Origin of the sequence: Allobranchiibius sp. GilTou73, assembly GCF_021391335.1 — a bacterium.
In the GTDB taxonomy this organism is placed as follows: Bacteria; Actinomycetota; Actinomycetes; order Actinomycetales; family Dermatophilaceae; genus Allobranchiibius; species Allobranchiibius huperziae.
Genome location: NZ_CP090051.1, coordinates 739385 through 753597, shown reverse-complemented (window position 1 = coordinate 753597; position 14213 = coordinate 739385). Strand labels below are relative to the sequence as shown.

General features: G+C 69.9%; 13 protein-coding genes. 5 read left to right on the top strand and 8 right to left on the bottom strand.

Annotated features, from left to right (window positions below):
• Positions 1-80 precede the first annotated feature (80 nt).
• Positions 81-2159, bottom strand: coding sequence for a PQQ-dependent sugar dehydrogenase (locus LVQ62_RS03690; protein ID WP_233765218.1), 2079 nt, complete (start codon positions 2157-2159; stop codon positions 81-83).
• A 204-nt stretch (positions 2160-2363) separates the two neighbouring features.
• Here LVQ62_RS03690 and LVQ62_RS03685 point away from each other — a divergent pair, with 204 nt between their 5' ends.
• Genes LVQ62_RS03685 through LVQ62_RS03665 form a run of 5 tightly spaced genes read left to right on the top strand, consistent with a single transcriptional unit; the run spans position 2364 to position 5496 of the window.
• Positions 2364-2684 (top strand): hypothetical protein, encoded by a 321-nt coding sequence (locus tag LVQ62_RS03685; protein WP_208053672.1) that lies wholly within the window; start codon positions 2364-2366, stop codon positions 2682-2684.
• A complete protein-coding gene (locus tag LVQ62_RS03680) occupies positions 2681-3658 on the top strand; it encodes an FAD:protein FMN transferase (protein ID WP_233765216.1) in 978 nt (325 codons plus the stop codon). The genes LVQ62_RS03685 and LVQ62_RS03680 overlap by 4 nt, the downstream gene beginning before the upstream one ends.
• Positions 3655-4218, top strand: coding sequence for a ferric reductase-like transmembrane domain-containing protein (locus LVQ62_RS03675; protein WP_233765214.1), 564 nt, complete (start codon positions 3655-3657; stop codon positions 4216-4218). The genes LVQ62_RS03680 and LVQ62_RS03675 overlap by 4 nt, the downstream gene beginning before the upstream one ends.
• Positions 4215-5297 carry an NADH-ubiquinone oxidoreductase-F iron-sulfur binding region domain-containing protein gene (locus LVQ62_RS03670; RefSeq protein ID WP_233765212.1) on the top strand — a complete coding sequence of 361 codons (1083 nt, stop codon included), beginning with the start codon at positions 4215-4217 and terminating at the stop codon, positions 5295-5297. The genes LVQ62_RS03675 and LVQ62_RS03670 overlap by 4 nt, the downstream gene beginning before the upstream one ends.
• A complete protein-coding gene (locus tag LVQ62_RS03665; protein WP_208053668.1) occupies positions 5284-5496 on the top strand; it encodes a ferredoxin in 213 nt (70 codons plus the stop codon). Before LVQ62_RS03670 ends, LVQ62_RS03665 begins: the two co-directional genes overlap by 14 nt.
• Before the next feature lie 2 nt (positions 5497-5498).
• Here LVQ62_RS03665 and LVQ62_RS03660 read toward each other — a convergent pair whose 3' ends face one another.
• From LVQ62_RS03660 to LVQ62_RS03630, 7 genes are all read right to left on the bottom strand, one after another.
• Entirely contained in the window at positions 5499-6950 is a 1452-nt protein-coding gene (locus LVQ62_RS03660; RefSeq protein WP_233765208.1) for a cell wall metabolism sensor histidine kinase WalK, read from the bottom strand.
• Positions 6947-7678, bottom strand: a complete 732-nt coding sequence (locus LVQ62_RS03655; RefSeq protein WP_179483457.1) for a response regulator transcription factor — start codon at positions 7676-7678, stop codon at positions 6947-6949. The genes LVQ62_RS03660 and LVQ62_RS03655 overlap by 4 nt, the downstream gene beginning before the upstream one ends.
• 61 nt (positions 7679-7739) lie before the next feature.
• Positions 7740-8399: a hypothetical protein gene (locus tag LVQ62_RS03650; protein WP_233765205.1), complete on the bottom strand. Its 660-nt coding sequence runs from the start codon at positions 8397-8399 to the stop codon at positions 7740-7742.
• 202 nt (positions 8400-8601) lie between these two features.
• Entirely contained in the window at positions 8602-10818 is a 2217-nt protein-coding gene (locus tag LVQ62_RS03645) for a glutaminase family protein (RefSeq protein ID WP_233765203.1), read from the bottom strand.
• Positions 10819-10944: 126 nt separating this feature from the next.
• Positions 10945-12117: an amidohydrolase gene (locus LVQ62_RS03640; protein ID WP_370639699.1), complete on the bottom strand. Its 1173-nt coding sequence runs from the start codon at positions 12115-12117 to the stop codon at positions 10945-10947.
• Positions 12077-12973 carry a trimeric intracellular cation channel family protein gene (locus tag LVQ62_RS03635; protein ID WP_233765201.1) on the bottom strand — a complete coding sequence of 299 codons (897 nt, stop codon included), beginning with the start codon at positions 12971-12973 and terminating at the stop codon, positions 12077-12079. The genes LVQ62_RS03640 and LVQ62_RS03635 overlap by 41 nt, the downstream gene beginning before the upstream one ends.
• Positions 12974-13930, bottom strand: a complete 957-nt coding sequence (locus tag LVQ62_RS03630; protein WP_208053663.1) for an acyl-ACP desaturase — start codon at positions 13928-13930, stop codon at positions 12974-12976.
• Positions 13931-14213 lie beyond the last annotated feature (283 nt).

The window sequence follows — 14213 nt, the reverse complement described above, 5'->3', positions numbered from 1 at the left end:
GCCCTCTCGTGCGTTCGAGCGCAGGGTATCGATGGGCGGCACCGGGGTGCCCGCCCGGCGTGCCTCCCTGACGCGGGCGGTCAACTGCCGAGGGTCACCTTGAAGATCTTCTCGTTGCTGTTGTTCGCGATGCTGTCCTTGTCGCCCTGGTTGGTGGTGGTGAGCCAGAGCGCCTTGCCCGGCGCCGGTTCGACCGTGCGCAACCGCCCGTAGGTGCCGACGAAGAGCTGCTGTACGTCGGTGAGGCTGCTGCCGCTGATGACCTCGCGGTAGAGCCGCTCGCCGCGTTCGCAGGCGACGTACAGCACGTCGTCCACGATGGCGATGCCCGAGCACGACCCGTCCGCGGTCGGGTAGGTGTGCTTCGGCGCGATGAACCCGGCGGTGCCGCAGGTGCCGCTGGTGCCCTCGCACGCCGGCCAGCCGTAGTTGCCGCCCTTGACGATGAGGTTGGTCTCGTCCATCACCGAGTTGCCGAACTCCTGCTCCCACAGCCGCCCCTGGGAGTCGAACGCGAGGCCCTGAGGATTGCGGTGCCCGTAGCTCCAGACGGCGTTCTTGAACGGGTTGTCGCTGGGGATGGTGCCGTCGGGGTTGATCCGCAGCACCTTGCCGTTGAGGCCGTCGATGTTCTGTGCGTTGTCGCCGTTCTGCGCGTCGCCGGTCGCGATGTAGAGCTTGCCGTCCGGGCCGAAGCGCAGCCGGCCGCCGTTGTGGAACTTGTTACGCACGATCCCCTTCAGGAGCACCTGCTCACTGGAGGTGTCCAGCGTGGTGCCGTTGAGCTTGATCCGCACGACCCGGTTGTCCGTGGTGGAGGTGTGCATGATGTAGAGCCAGTGATCGCTGCTGAACGTCGGCGCGATCGCCAGACCGAGCAGGCCGCCCTCGCCGTCCGTCTCATCCACCCCCGGCACCGTGCCGACGGTGATCTTGGCGCCCGTGGTCGGGTTCAATTCGACGATCGTGTGCGCGTCGCGGCGGGTGTAGAGGACGTCGCCGTTCGGCAGTGTGGTGAGACCCCATGGGATGTCGGTGTCGGTCGTCACCTGGGTGACCGAGCAGACCGCGTCGGTGCAGGCGGCACCGGTCGTCGCGGATGCCGCGGTGCTGGGGGCCGACGCGTTGCCGGCCGCGTCGCGGGCCGTGACGGTGTAGCTGTAGGTCGTCCTGGCGGCCAGTCCACTGTCGGTGAAGGTCGTGACCGGAGCGATCGACGCGGTGCCGTTGACGGTGCCGACCTTCACACCGCCCCGCAGGACGTCGTACGCGCGCACCCCGACGTTGTCGGTCGACGCCGTCCACCGCAGGTCGATGGTCGTCCCCGACGCTGTCGCGGAGAGGCCGGTGGGTGACGTGGGCTTCTGGGTGTCGACCTGGCACTGCGGAGGCGTGATGGGCACGGTCGCGCTCGCCTGCGAGACGTTGCCCGCGGCGTCCCGGGCGTTGACGTAGAGGCCCCAGGCGGCGCCGGGCACGACGGTCAGACCGGTGCTCAGAGTGCTGCTCGACACCGACGTGATGAGCTGCCCGTCGTGGTAGACGTCGTACGCCGTGACGCCGACGTTGTCGGTGGCGGCGTTCCAGGCGAAGGTGACCGAGTCACAGGTCAGGTTGCTGACGCGCGGGTCCGCCGGCACGCTCGGCGCCTGGGTGTCGGTCCCCGACGTCGTCGTCCACTGCTGATTCGTGCCCGTCGTGCAGGGCCGCACGCTGACCCGCGACCCGTTGGCGGTCGCACCCTTCAACGCGTCGAGGCAGTAGCCGGTCAGGGCACTCACGATGTGATGGTCGGCTCTGATCGTCCAGTGCTGGTTGGCCCCGCCGTTGCAGGTGTAGCTCTCCAGGACGGCCCCGGCCTTGCGACTCTTCCCGCCGACGTCCAGGCAGCGCTGCGTCCCGAAGACACGCAACTCACCGGCGGACGTCGCGGTCCACGCCTGGTTCGCCGAGCCATGGCAGTCGTACAGCTCGACGTGCGTACCGGGCTTCAGGCTCGCCCCTGAGACGTCCAGGCACCGACCGGACTGCACGCCACGGATCGGTGTGGCGCTCGCGGCCGATGCCGGCCCGGCAGCGGCGATGAGGGACGCCAGGCACATCGCGGCCGCCGTGATCAGGGCCGTGAGGAGGGCGAGTGGCCGACGTGATCTCGACATGGGATTCCTCGGAGCATCGACAGTGCGCGGGAATGGAACCGACCGGAACGCGGCCACATTCGGAGCCTAATCGCGGGAGGGCGAGAACGGGTGAGGGGACGTCGGCCGTATCCGCGACGCACCGCAGCAAGCCCATAGCCGACGCTGATGCGGCTGAGAAGTTGCGCCGAGAGGCTTGAGATGTTCCCGACAGAAGGACCTCTCATGATTCCCGCACTCCGACGCGCGCAGCGCATCACCCGCACGGCGATCGGCGTGAGCGCCATCGGTGGTCTCGCCCTCGTCGGGCATCTCGCCATCGCGACCCCGGCGAACGCCGGGTCCGGTACGACGACGACCTCCACCTCTGCGCCGAGCACGACAGGCTCGTCCTCGACGACCAGCTCGTCGACGAGCAGCACCTCCAGCAGTACGTCCACCAAGACCCCGAGCAAGACCTCGAGCACGAGCACGTTCAGCAGCGTCCCGTCGGTCACCACCCCGGCCACGACGCAGTCGACACAGGCTCAGACGCACTCGTCATGAACGCGTTCGCGCAGTTCCGGGCGATCGGCGTCGACTGCCGGATCGTCGCCACGCGGCCGGACGAGCTGCCCTCGGCTCGTCTCATGTTGGACCGGGCGATCGCCGACCTCGATGCGGTGGCGTCGCGGTTCAGACCCGACTCGGAGGTCTCGGTGCTGTCCGTCGCGCCCGCGGCCGGCGCCGCCGGCACAGTGACGCTGCCCGCGTCCCCTCTCCTGCTGTCCCTGCTCGACGACGCGCTCTGGGCGGCGGACGTGACCGACGGGCTCGTCGACCCCACCCTCGGGGCCGCGATGGAGCGCATCGGCTACGACGCTGACTTCGCGGAGGTCCTCGCGCGGACCGCTGCGGACTCACCGGCGAGCGTCGGCGGCGGCCGATCGGGGCGAGCCTCGACGCCCGGCCCGCGCAGCACCCTGTCCGAGCTCACGCTGGATCACCGGGCCGGCACGGTCACCGTCGCAGCCGGCACCCTGATCGACCTCGGCGCCACCGGCAAGGCCTCGATGGCCGACCGCGTCGCCGACGACTTGGCGAGGACGCTCACCGGTGGGTTCCTGGTCGACCTCGGGGGAGACATCGCCGTAGCCGGGCCACCACCGGGCGGCGGCTGGGCGATCGCCGTCGAGGACGAGGACGGCACTGTGCCGCAACGGATCTCGGTGACGACCCAGGGTGTCGCGACGTCGGGCACCGACCGTCGCCACTGGCAGCTCCCCGACGGTCCACACCATCACCTGATCGACCCCAGGACGGCCCGATCCGTGCCGCACACCTGGCGGCGGGTCACCTGTGTCGCCGCCTCGGCACTCGAGGCGAACACCGCCACGACCGCCTCCTGCGTGCTCGGCGGCGCGGCGGTCGCCTGGCTGACCGAGCGGGCCATCCCGGCCCGGCTGGTCGGGCAGTCCGGCGAGGCGTCGTGCACGCCGGGCTGGCCGATGCCCGCGCGGCAGGATCGGAGCGCGTCGTGAACGAGACTCTCTGGTACGTCTCGCGGGCGACGGGCACGCTCAGCATCGTGCTCATGACGGTCGTCATGATCCTGGGCCTGGTGCTGTCCGGCGCCCGGCAGCGCGCCGGCGAACGTACGACGGTGATCCAGGGTGTGCACCGCAGCCTTGCTCTCGGCATGCTCACCTTCCTGGTCCTGCACATCGCGACCGCCGTCGCCGAGACCTATGTGCACATCGACCTGATCTCGGCGTTCGTCCCGTTCACCTCGCCCTATCGCCGCTTCCTGGTCGGGCTCGGCACCCTGAGCGTCGACGTCCTCGCGGCGGTCATGGCCACCTCGTTGCTGCGCCACCGCATCAGCCAGCGGGTCTGGCGCGTCGTGCACCGCTCGACGTTCGCGATGTGGCCTCTCACGCTCTGGCACGGGATCGCCATGGGCACCTCGAACGAGCCGCTGCTGCGCGGCGTCACGATCGCCTGCGCGGTCGCCGGCGGGATCGTGGTGATCTGGCGTATCGCCGGGTCGCATCACGACAGCGCACGGCGCCGCGAGGTCCTACGTCAGGAGTGGACATGAGCCTGGTGACCCTGTTGGAGCAGGCCGGCCTGACCGGTCGGGGCGGCGCTCGCTTCCCCACGAGCATCAAGCTGCAGTCGGCGCTCGACGCTGGTGCGGACCTGATCGTCAACGCCTGCGACGGGGAGATCGGAGTGCACAAGGACGCCCTGGTCGTCGCCGAGCATCTGGATGCCCTGCAGCACGGCGCCGGCCTGCTCGCCCGCCGCACCCGGTGGGCGGCCCATCGCGGCAGCGAGACCGAACGGCGCCTGCACGACGCCGGCCTCCGGGTCCTCTCGGTGCCGTCCCGGTACGTCGCCTCGGAGGAGTCGGCGCTGGTCAACCTGCTGCACGGCGGGCGCGCCCGGCCGATCACGCGACTGGCGCCGATATCGACCGGCGGGCGGGACGCCCAGGGCCGACGGTTGCGTCCGACGCTCGTGCTGAACGCCGAGACCGTGTGGCGGGTCAGTCAGATCGAGCGGCACGGCGCGGCATGGTTCCGCGGTTTCGGCACGGCCGAGGAACCCGGCCCGCGTCTGGTGACGATGGGCGGGAACGTCGAACGTCCGGGGGTCTACGACGCCGAGGCCGGTATCCCCCTGCGCGATCTGCTCGATGCCGCCGGTGCGCTCGATGTGCAAGGCGTCGGGATCTCCGGGATGAGCGGCGGCTGGCTGGGTGGTCACGACGCGTGGACGGCGACCTGGTCCGATGCCGGGCTCGCGCCGTACGGCGTCCCGACCGGCACCGGTGCCGTGCATGTGCTGGATCGCCGGTCCTGCCCGATCGACCACCTCTCGCGCATCGCGACCTTCGCGGCCGGCGAGTCGGCCGGCCAGTGCGGCCCGTGCATGTTCGGCGTACCGGCCGTCGCAGAGCAGCTCGAGCGCCTCGCCGACGGTGCTCTCCCGCCGGAGGAGATGCTCGACCTGCACCATCGCCTGGGCATGCTGCCCGGGCGGGGAGCGTGCCGATTCCCCGACGGGGTCTCACGATTCGTCGCCTCGGGGCTGCGCACGTTCACCGCCGAGGTGGAGGCTCACCTCGCGGGTCGGTGCGCCCTGACCAAGGAGTGGGCCGGTGCGGCGCGATAAGCGGGGCGAGGACCAGATCGTCGTCGACCGGGTCGCGTGCACCGCGCACGGCGTGTGCGCCGTGGTCTCGGGGGGTGCCGTCGAGCTGGACGAGTTCGGCTACCCCGTGCCGTCGCGGCTGACGCTGAGCCGTGCCGAGGCCCGGGTGCTGGTCGAGCAGTGTCCGGCCCGCGCGCTCCTCCTCGCCCGGGACCGCTGAGGTCACTCCTGCGGCGACACCGGCAGGACCACCGTGACCGTCGTGTCACCCGGGACGCTGGTGATCTCCAGGGACCCGTCGTGCGAACGCGCGACGGCCTGCACGATCGCGAGACCCAGCCCGGTACTCTCGATGCTCTCCTGCCGGTGCCGTGCGCGGGCGAACCGCAGGTGCGCCTGGTCGAGCAGCTCGGGTGGGAAACCGGGGCCGGTGTCGTGCACCCGCAGGCTCACCCGGTCACCGTTGCGCTCCAGGACGCAGGTCGCGACCGTGCCCTCGCCGGTGTGCATCCGCACGTTGGCCACCAGGTTGCCGACCAGGCGGCGCAACTGCTCCTCGTCGCCGCGGACGAGCACGGGCTCCTCGGGCATGGTCAGTCCCCAGTGGTGGTCGCGCGCCGTGACGCGGGCGTCGTCGACCGCCTGCAGCAGGATCCACGTGAGGTCGACGTCCTCGCGCCGTTCGGTGACCTCCCGGTCGAGCCGAGCCAGCAGCAACAGGTCGTTGACGATGCTCGCCATCCGTCCGGTCTCGTCGGTGATGCGCTGCAGGGAGCGATGCACCTGCTCGGGCAGCTGGGTCGACGCGGTGTACTCCCGCAGCAGCTCGGCATGGCTGCGGGCGACCGCGAGCGGCGTACGCAGCTCGTGGCTCGCGTCGGCGGCGAAATCCCGAAGGCGCTGTTCGCTCTCGTCCCGCTGGGCCAGCGCGAGATCCACGTGCCCGAGCATGGCGTTCATGGCACGGCCGACCTGGGCGACCTCAGTCGGTTCGCGCAGCTCCTCGGCGCGCACGTCGATCCGGCTCTGCCCGGATTCCAGCGGCAGCTGCGTGACCCGGCGGGCGACGGTGGCGAGGTGCTGCAACGGGCGCATCGACCGTCGTACGGCGAACGCGCCCACCCCGGCCACCAGCAGGACGACCACGGCGAGCACCACGGTCTCCAGGACGATCAGCTCGCGGATCGTGTGGTCGACCCGGCCCTGAGGAACCCCGGTCACCAGCTGGGCACCGTCCGGAGTCCGGCTGGTGAGCACCCGGTAGTCCCCGAGAGAGGGTAGCCGCACGGTCCTCGGATCAGAGGCGGACACCACCTTCTGCACCGCCGCGCGGTCGGCGGCAGTGGGCAGGTGGTCGCCGTCGAGGTCGGCCGCGACCACCAGCTCGGTGATTGCACCGTTCGAGACCTGGCCGGTGATCGTGCCCGGCGGGAGTCCTGCGTTGCTGGCGGGGTCGCCGCCCCGGTTGTCGCGGTCGTGGTCGCTGTCGCCGTACGGTGACTTCAGCGTGATGTTGCGTGCCGATGCCTGGTGCAGCTCGTTGTCGAGCTGGTCCATCAGGAACGCGCGGATGCCGAACGTCGCCGCGACGCCCGCGATCGTGCCGGCGAGCAGCGCGAGGGTGGCGAGCAGCAGGGCCAGTCGTGAGGTCAGCGTCCGTGGTCGCAGCCTCATGTCAGTGGCGGCCGCATCACGTATCCGGCGCCGCGGACCGTGTGGATGAGCGGCTCCCGACCGGCATCGACCTTCTTGCGCAGATAGCTGACGTATAGCTCCACGACGTGCGAGGTGCCGTCGAAGTCGCTGCCCCAGACCTTGCGCAGCAGCTCCTCCTTCGACAGGACCCGGCGCTGGTGACCGGCGAGATACCGGAGCAGCGCGAACTCGGTCGCCGTGAGGGTGATCAGCTCACCGGCGCGCCGCGCCTCGTGACCGTCGACGTCGATCAGCAGGTCGGCCACCTGCAGCTGATTGCCCTGTTGCTGTCGCAGCAGGCCGGCGCGGCGCATGAGCCCCTGCGAGCGTGCGAGCACCTCGGACAGGTCGAACGGCTTGGTGATGTAGTCGTCGCCGCCGAGCTCGATGCCGTGCACCCGGTCCTGCGGCGCGTCCCGCGCGGTGAGGAAGAGGACCGCCAGCTGAGGGTTGCGCGCGCGCAGCGTGGTGAGGAGATCGAATCCGCTGCCGTCGGGCAGCATCACGTCGAGCACGACGAGGTCAGGTGCCCGCAGCTGGACCGTCTTGGTCGCCTGGTCGATCGTCACCGCGCTCTCGGCATCCCAGCCGCGGAAGTCGAACGCGGCGACCAGGGCCTCGGCGAGACCGGCCTCGTCCTCCACCACGAGCACCCGCAATCGGCGACCGTCCGCTGCCGTCGGAGGGGAGCCGACCGCTGGGCACATGGATGTCACGATATCGGCGCCCACCACATGTGCAGGGAGCTACGAGTCCGCGCGGAGCGCGTCACCGCCGGTGTCCGTCGCCTGGTCCGTCACGATGGAACCCCTGACCGGCGGTCCATGACGCGGCGGCCGGATACACGACGGTCGCGAACCCGACGCCGAGCAGCAGCACCGCGACGAGGGTGAGCCGACGGATGAGGCGTGGGCGCCCGTCGGCATCCCCGGCCCCGGGACGTAGATCGTGCCAGGACTCGACCACGGCCTCGCGCAGATGTCCCAGCACGTGCAGCGCGGTGACCGCGACCCACGCGAAGAAGGACGCCTTGTGCAGTAGCAGCCACGGACCGCGGTGGCCGGGGCCCTGCAGGATCAGCGTGATCCCGGTCGCCAGCAACGCGAGGGTGGTGAGGATCATCAACGGCCCGAGCGCTCGCAGGACGAGCGGTGGTGCGCCGCGTCGGACGTACGCCTCGTCGCCGGTGTAATAGCGCACGAACCGGTACCCGGTGGTCGCCATCTTCCAGAGGACGGGGAGCACCAGCAGCAGACCCACGAAGACGTGGACCGTGATCAGGTCGCGGATCCGAAGGATCGTCACGCCCTCGACCGCCAGGAGCAGGAGCAGCAGCATTCCCGTCGTGGCGGTCAGACGTCGGTTGCCCGTCGTGCCGTCCAGCCCCTGATCGGGGTGCGCCGACGAGCCGGCGATCGAGGTCGACACGGTCCTACATCGCTCCCTGACAGTCCGAACTCAGCACCCTCCCGAGGTTGCTGGCGCTAGTTCTGGGTCTGCTCTGCGCAGACTGTGGGTCGTCTCGAAATGCGCCGGCTCCAGGTGGTGGCAGGCGGTGGACCACGGAGAACGGCGGATGCGACGACACCGCCGCACCCGCCGTTCCCGTCCCGTAGGAGGAAGCCGTCCCTCACACGGTCAACAGCGCGTAGAACCCTCCCACCACGGGCCTTGCCTGGAATCCGCTCTGCCGGTCGGTCGTGGTGTCGTACCAGTCGCTGAAGGGCACCCGGGACGGCGTGGTGTTCCCGAAGGTGTAGAGCCCCTGGATGAGGCGACTGGTGATCTTGGGTTGATCGGACAGCCACGCCGCCGTCCACATCTCCCAGTCGGCCTTGGTGTAGGTGTGCCGGATGTCCAGCGGCACGCCGTAGGTGCCGGCTCGCGCCAGGTACCAGCGGGCTTCCTCCGCGGCGACGGTGGTCGGGACCAGACCGAGACCGAGGAGCTTGTCGGAGTAGCCGTTGTACTTGAGGCTCCAGGTGCCGTCCTGGTCGTAGGCGAGCTTGAGGTGCTTGCCACTGGTGTCGGTGGACTTGGTCACCCACTGCTTGATGTAGTCGCGGGCGACGCCCAGGTAGTGGGCGGCATCGCCGCTCTTGCCCGCTGTGGTCGCCACGACGCTCATCGCGCCGATCCCGATGATCCCCTTCAGTGCGAGGTTGACGCTGTGGGCGATGAAGCCGGTGAAGTCGTCGGTCTGGTTCTGGTAGCCCGGGTCGAGCGCATTGCCGACGAGGTAGTCGCTCCACTGCTTGAGGATCGTGTAGTGCGCCGTGGCGAACTTGCGTGCCGCCGCGGCGTCCGCCCGTTGCAGGTAGGCCGCGGACATGATCAGCATGTTGGCCGACTCCTCGACCGGCATGTCCTCCTCGTTGCCGTCGTTGTGGCCGTCGGCGTTCGGGTAGTGCGCTCCCAGGTCGTGTTCGGCGAACTGCTTGGGCCATCCGCCGGTCTCGGCGTACTGCAGGATCGGTTCCAGGATGGCGCCGAGGTAGGCCGGGTCGAGGTAGAGGAACACCGGCATGCACGGATAGGTGACGTCGACGGTGGAGACGTTGCCGTCGCTGGAGATCTCCTTGAGGAACGCCCACGCCTTGCCGTCGGGAGCGGTGACCAGCTCGGTGCCGGCGTAGGCCTGACGCAGCGCGGTGGCGACCAGAGCGGCGTACTGGGTGCCGCCTGCCTTCCGCGCGGCGCCGCGGATCCGGTCGTCCAGGTTCGTGGCGCGCTTCGATGCCGCAGACCAGTCGCGGTGGAAGAAGGCGACCATGTCCTGCCACACCGCGAAGTAGGTCTTCCATCGGGGAGCGAGCGGTGTGGTCAGGTAACTGACCGCGGGCTCTCGCACGTGACCGATCGAGATGACCATCGGTTCGGTCGCGGCGCGAACGCTGCCCAGATCGAGGTGGAAGGCGAAGACCGGCCACCGGTCGTCGATCGCGCGTGGTTGGGCGGTGTCGATGCTGCCGTCGAGTGCTCCGCCGTTCACGACGCGTGCCCGGACCACGTTGTCCTCGCCGATCTGGTAGGTGAGGCCCGCACGATGCTGGGTGGTCCACACCATCGTGCCCCAGCTGGCCGTGTCGTTCGTCTCCGCCAGCACGCTCGGGTTCGCCGGGGTGTAGTTGAGGTTGATCAGCCGGTTGGCGCCGGTGCCGATGTCGGTCTGCGCCCAGGTCATCTCCGCCGAGGTGTCGCCATAGCCCCACTCACCCGAGATGTCGAAGTACAGGCCGACGTCGTGCGCCTTCCCGTCGACCGATTTCGCCGTCGCGGAGATGTAGCTGAGCGGCGCGCTCTGACGGCGCTGGTCACCGGGCTCGACAGGTGAGAAGAAAATGACCGTCACCCGCACGCCGGCTTCCTCCAACGTGTAGACCGACGAGGTGCCGGTGACCGTCAGGTTGACCTGCCGCATCGTCGGCAGCGGATCGGTGTTCGGCAGCGCGGGAGCGCCGAGGAACACGTACGCCGTGCCGTCGATCTGCGCGATGCCGGCCATCGCGGTGATCCGCCCGGTCCAGAACGTCGGCCAGGTGCCCGGCAGATTGTCCGTGGCCATCCAGGTGCTCAGATAGGGCGACCGCACGGCCAGCGGCGTCGCCGGCGGTCGGATGGGAGTGAAGGTGGGGGCGGCGGTGCGGCCACCCTTGGCGGCCGACGGCGCGGCCGTCCCGGTGGCCGAGGCGGCGTAGGCCTCCGGCGTCAACGCCCACCCGGTGGCGGCGACGCCCAGTCCCGCCGCACCGGCCAGGGTCAGGAAGTTCCGTCGCGAGTGCTCCGCCGTGACCCGTCCGGCAGGGGAGGTACCCGATGTCTGATCTACAGGCTCTCTATCGGTCATACGGGCACATTCCACCCGCATCCACAAACGTGTCAAGACCCGTCAATAACATTCACATTGTGACTGTTATTGACCGAGTTTGATTCAAGAGAGCGTATCTTGACGGAAAACGGTCAGATCTGCTGCTCAACCGTCGATGCCCAGGTAGGCCAGAGCAGCGACGACCAGCGCCTGCACGCCGGTGTCGAGCGTGGGCTGGACGACCGGCGCGAAGGACGGTGAGTGGTTGACGGGGATGTCCTGCGCGACCCGCCCCGCGTCCTTCGCCGCCTGGTACTTCTGGGGGTCCACGCCTCCGAAGATCCAGTAGGTGTAGGGCACGCCGAGTGCCCGGGGCAGGTCGCTGAAGTCCTCGCTCGCACTCTCCAGCGGTGCATCGACGTGCTGGTCGCCGAAGTGATCGGCGAACGCCGCAGCGACCTTCTCGGTCGTCACGGCGTCGTTGGTGGTGGCAGGGAAGCGGTCGAACAGCTCGAACTCCGGCGGTTTCGGGGTGTCCGAGGCCTGGCACTCGGCCGTGACGATCCGGCGTACGGCGTCGAGCACGGCGGTGCGGGTCCGCTCGTCGTAGGTGCGCACGTTGAGCTCGAGGACCGCGTGGTCGTCGATCACGTTGCTCTTGGTGCCGGCTCGCACGCTGCCGATGGTGAGCACCGCGGGCTCGGTCGGCGCGATCTCGCGGGACACGACGGTCTGCAGGCGCACGACGATCATGGCCGCGAGCACGACGGGGTCGACCGCGGACTGCGGCATCGAACCGTGGGCGCCGCGACCGTGCACGGTGACGCGCATGCTGTCGGCAGCCGACAGGATCGCTCCCGGGCGAGTGCCGACGATGCCTGTGGGTACGGGCATCACGTGCTGGGCCAGGGCCACGTCGACCGCCCCGACGGCGTCGCCGAATCCGGAGTCCTCGACCATCCTGCGTGCGCCGTCGCCGACCTCCTCGGCTGGCTGGAAGAGCGCCACGAGCGTGCCCTTCCTTTGATCGCGGGCAGCCGCCATCAGCGCGGCCGCGCCGAGCAGCGCGGTCACGTGCACGTCGTGACCGCACGCGTGCATCACCGGCACGGTGTCGCCCTGGGCATCGGTCGTGGTGACCGTGCTGGCGTAGTCCAGCCCGGTGTCCTCCTCGACCGGAAGCGCGTCCATGTCCGCGCGCAGCAGCACCCGCGGCCCGTCGCCGTTGCGGAGCACCCCCACCACGCCGGTGCCCCCGATGCCGGTGGTGACGTCGTATCCGGAATCTCGCAGTCGCTCATCCACTCTCGCCGCGGTGGCGCTCTCCTGATGGGACAGCTCCGGGTGCTGGTGCAGGTGGCGGTAGAAGTCCTCCAGGTCCGCGCGGTGCTCCGGCAGACCCTGCAGGACTCGTGCTGCGGGAGTGGCGTCGTTCACGGGTGTCCTCGGGTCGGGCGGTCTCGGGTGCGGAGTCGGTCTGAGCCGCCCGCCGACGCTGGCGGGCTTCGGGGTCGATGCGCTGCCGGATCCGCTGGCGGTAGGCCGGCGGCACCACCCGCGCCGGCGACCAGGCGTCGGCGCTCGGCAGCATCCAGCCGCGCCACCTCGCGATGATGCAGAGCCCGGCGCCGAAGATCGTCGCCGCGACGAGGCCGACGGTGGGGTGGCCGTTCGTCGACAGCAGCACGAGCACACCGGCGGCGCCGAGCGCACAGGTCGCGTAGAGGGTGTTGCCGCCGAGCACTCCGGGGATGCGGCGCAGCACGACGTCGCGCACCACTCCGCCGCCGACCGCGGTGATCATTCCGAGCAGCACCGCCGGCAGCCAGCCGAGCCCGGCCGCGAGCGTCTTGGCGGCGCCGGCCGCGGCCCAGGTGCCGAGGGCGACCGCGTCGATGAGCGGCCAGACCCGGTCCCAGGCACGACCCTGGACGCGGATGACGAAGCTGATGGCCGCGCCGACGAGGGCCGTCAAGAGGTAGGCGTAGTCGATCAATGCCACCGGGGTGCCGTGTTGTAGCAGCACGTCACGGATGATCCCGCCGCCCAGCCCCGACAGGACCGCGAGGGTCGCGAAACCGAAGGGGTCCAGCTTCTCCGCGCGCGCGATGACTCCACCGAGGGTCGCGTTGGCGAGCACTCCCGTCAGGTCGAGCACCCGGAACAGCTCGGTCAGATGCCCCGACCCGTACATTCAGCTGGCGATATCGGGGGTCTCGCCGGTCTCGGAACGTGCGGCGGCCCGGGCGCGGCCCTCGGCACGGCGCTCCACGAAACGGCTCGCCTGCTCGTCCAGGCCGGCCATGAAGGCCCCCAACTCCTCGCGCGCCTTCTCACCCTCCGGACCGAGCCCGGTCAGCCCGTCGACGTTCCAATACTTCAGGATCGGGGCGATGACCTCGTCGTGGTGCAGCCGCAGGTCGTAGACGCCGGCCTTGGCGATCATCATCGAGTTGCGGCGGAAGCCGGCCATCGTCGCGCCGGGCATCTCGAAGCCGATCACCTCGTCGGCGATCGCGCGCATGGTCGCGTCGGGCGCGATCTGCAGAGCTGCCTCCACGATGTTGCGGTAGAAGACCATGTGCAGGTTCTCGTCCTTGGAGATCCGCGCCAGCAGCTTGTCGGCGACCGGGTCGCCGGTGACCTTGCCGGTGTTGCGGTGCGACACCCGCGTCGCCAGCTCCTGGAACGAGACGTAGGTGACCGCCTCCAGCGGCGTCTTGTCGCCCGAGTCGTAACCGGAGGTCATGTAGTCCATCCGGGCCCGCTCCAACTCGACCGGGTCCACTCCGCGGGTCACGACCAGGTAGTCGCGCATCGCGATGCCGTGCCGGTTCTCCTCCGCCGTCCAACGCCCCACCCAGGTGCCCCAGGCACCGTCGCGTCCGAAGCGGGTCGCGATCTCCCGGTGGTAAGAGGGCAGGTTGTCCTCGGTGAGCAGGTTGGTGATCATCGCGGCCTTGCCGACCTCGGACAGCCGCGACTGCTCCGGCGCCCAGTCCTCGCCTCCCATCGCGGCGAAGTCGCGACCCTCGCTCCATGGGATGTAGTCGTGAGGGTGCCATTCCTGGGCGAGCCCGAGGTGTCGGTCGAGGTTCTGCGCGACGACGGGCTCGAGCTCCTCGAGCAGATGGGCGGGTGCAGTGCTCATGTTTCGACAGTACGCCGGATCGATCGGGTGGGTCAGCGACCGACCTGACGTCGTACGCCCACGGGCACGCGCGTGGGCCTCGACCCCGTGCCCCGCCACGTCCGGTCCCGCGTCGTTCCCTGAACGGCACATACAGGGGTCGCTGGTGGATATAGGCCATTGAGGCATCCAGCGGTGTCAGAAGCGATCACGCGACGTCGACCTCGGCATTCAGCGCGACGAGCTCTCTTTGTTTCGACGCTAGAGGCCGTGATCGCTCCCGGCTGCTGCCACCGTCGCCGTT

Coding starts and splice junctions, on each gene's coding strand:
- LVQ62_RS03690 (WP_233765218.1), bottom strand. CDS start 2,159: ATGTCGAGATCACGTCGGCCACTCGCCCTCCTCACGGCCCTGATCACG.
- LVQ62_RS03685 (WP_208053672.1), top strand. CDS start 2,364: ATGATTCCCGCACTCCGACGCGCGCAGCGCATCACCCGCACGGCGATC.
- LVQ62_RS03680 (WP_233765216.1), top strand. CDS start 2,681: ATGAACGCGTTCGCGCAGTTCCGGGCGATCGGCGTCGACTGCCGGATC.
- LVQ62_RS03670 (WP_233765212.1), top strand. CDS start 4,215: ATGAGCCTGGTGACCCTGTTGGAGCAGGCCGGCCTGACCGGTCGGGGC.
- LVQ62_RS03660 (WP_233765208.1), bottom strand. CDS start 6,950: ATGAGGCTGCGACCACGGACGCTGACCTCACGACTGGCCCTGCTGCTC.
- LVQ62_RS03655 (WP_179483457.1), bottom strand. CDS start 7,678: ATGTGCCCAGCGGTCGGCTCCCCTCCGACGGCAGCGGACGGTCGCCGA.
- LVQ62_RS03645 (WP_233765203.1), bottom strand. CDS start 10,818: ATGACCGATAGAGAGCCTGTAGATCAGACATCGGGTACCTCCCCTGCC.
- LVQ62_RS03635 (WP_233765201.1), bottom strand. CDS start 12,973: ATGTACGGGTCGGGGCATCTGACCGAGCTGTTCCGGGTGCTCGACCTG.
- LVQ62_RS03630 (WP_208053663.1), bottom strand. CDS start 13,930: ATGAGCACTGCACCCGCCCATCTGCTCGAGGAGCTCGAGCCCGTCGTC.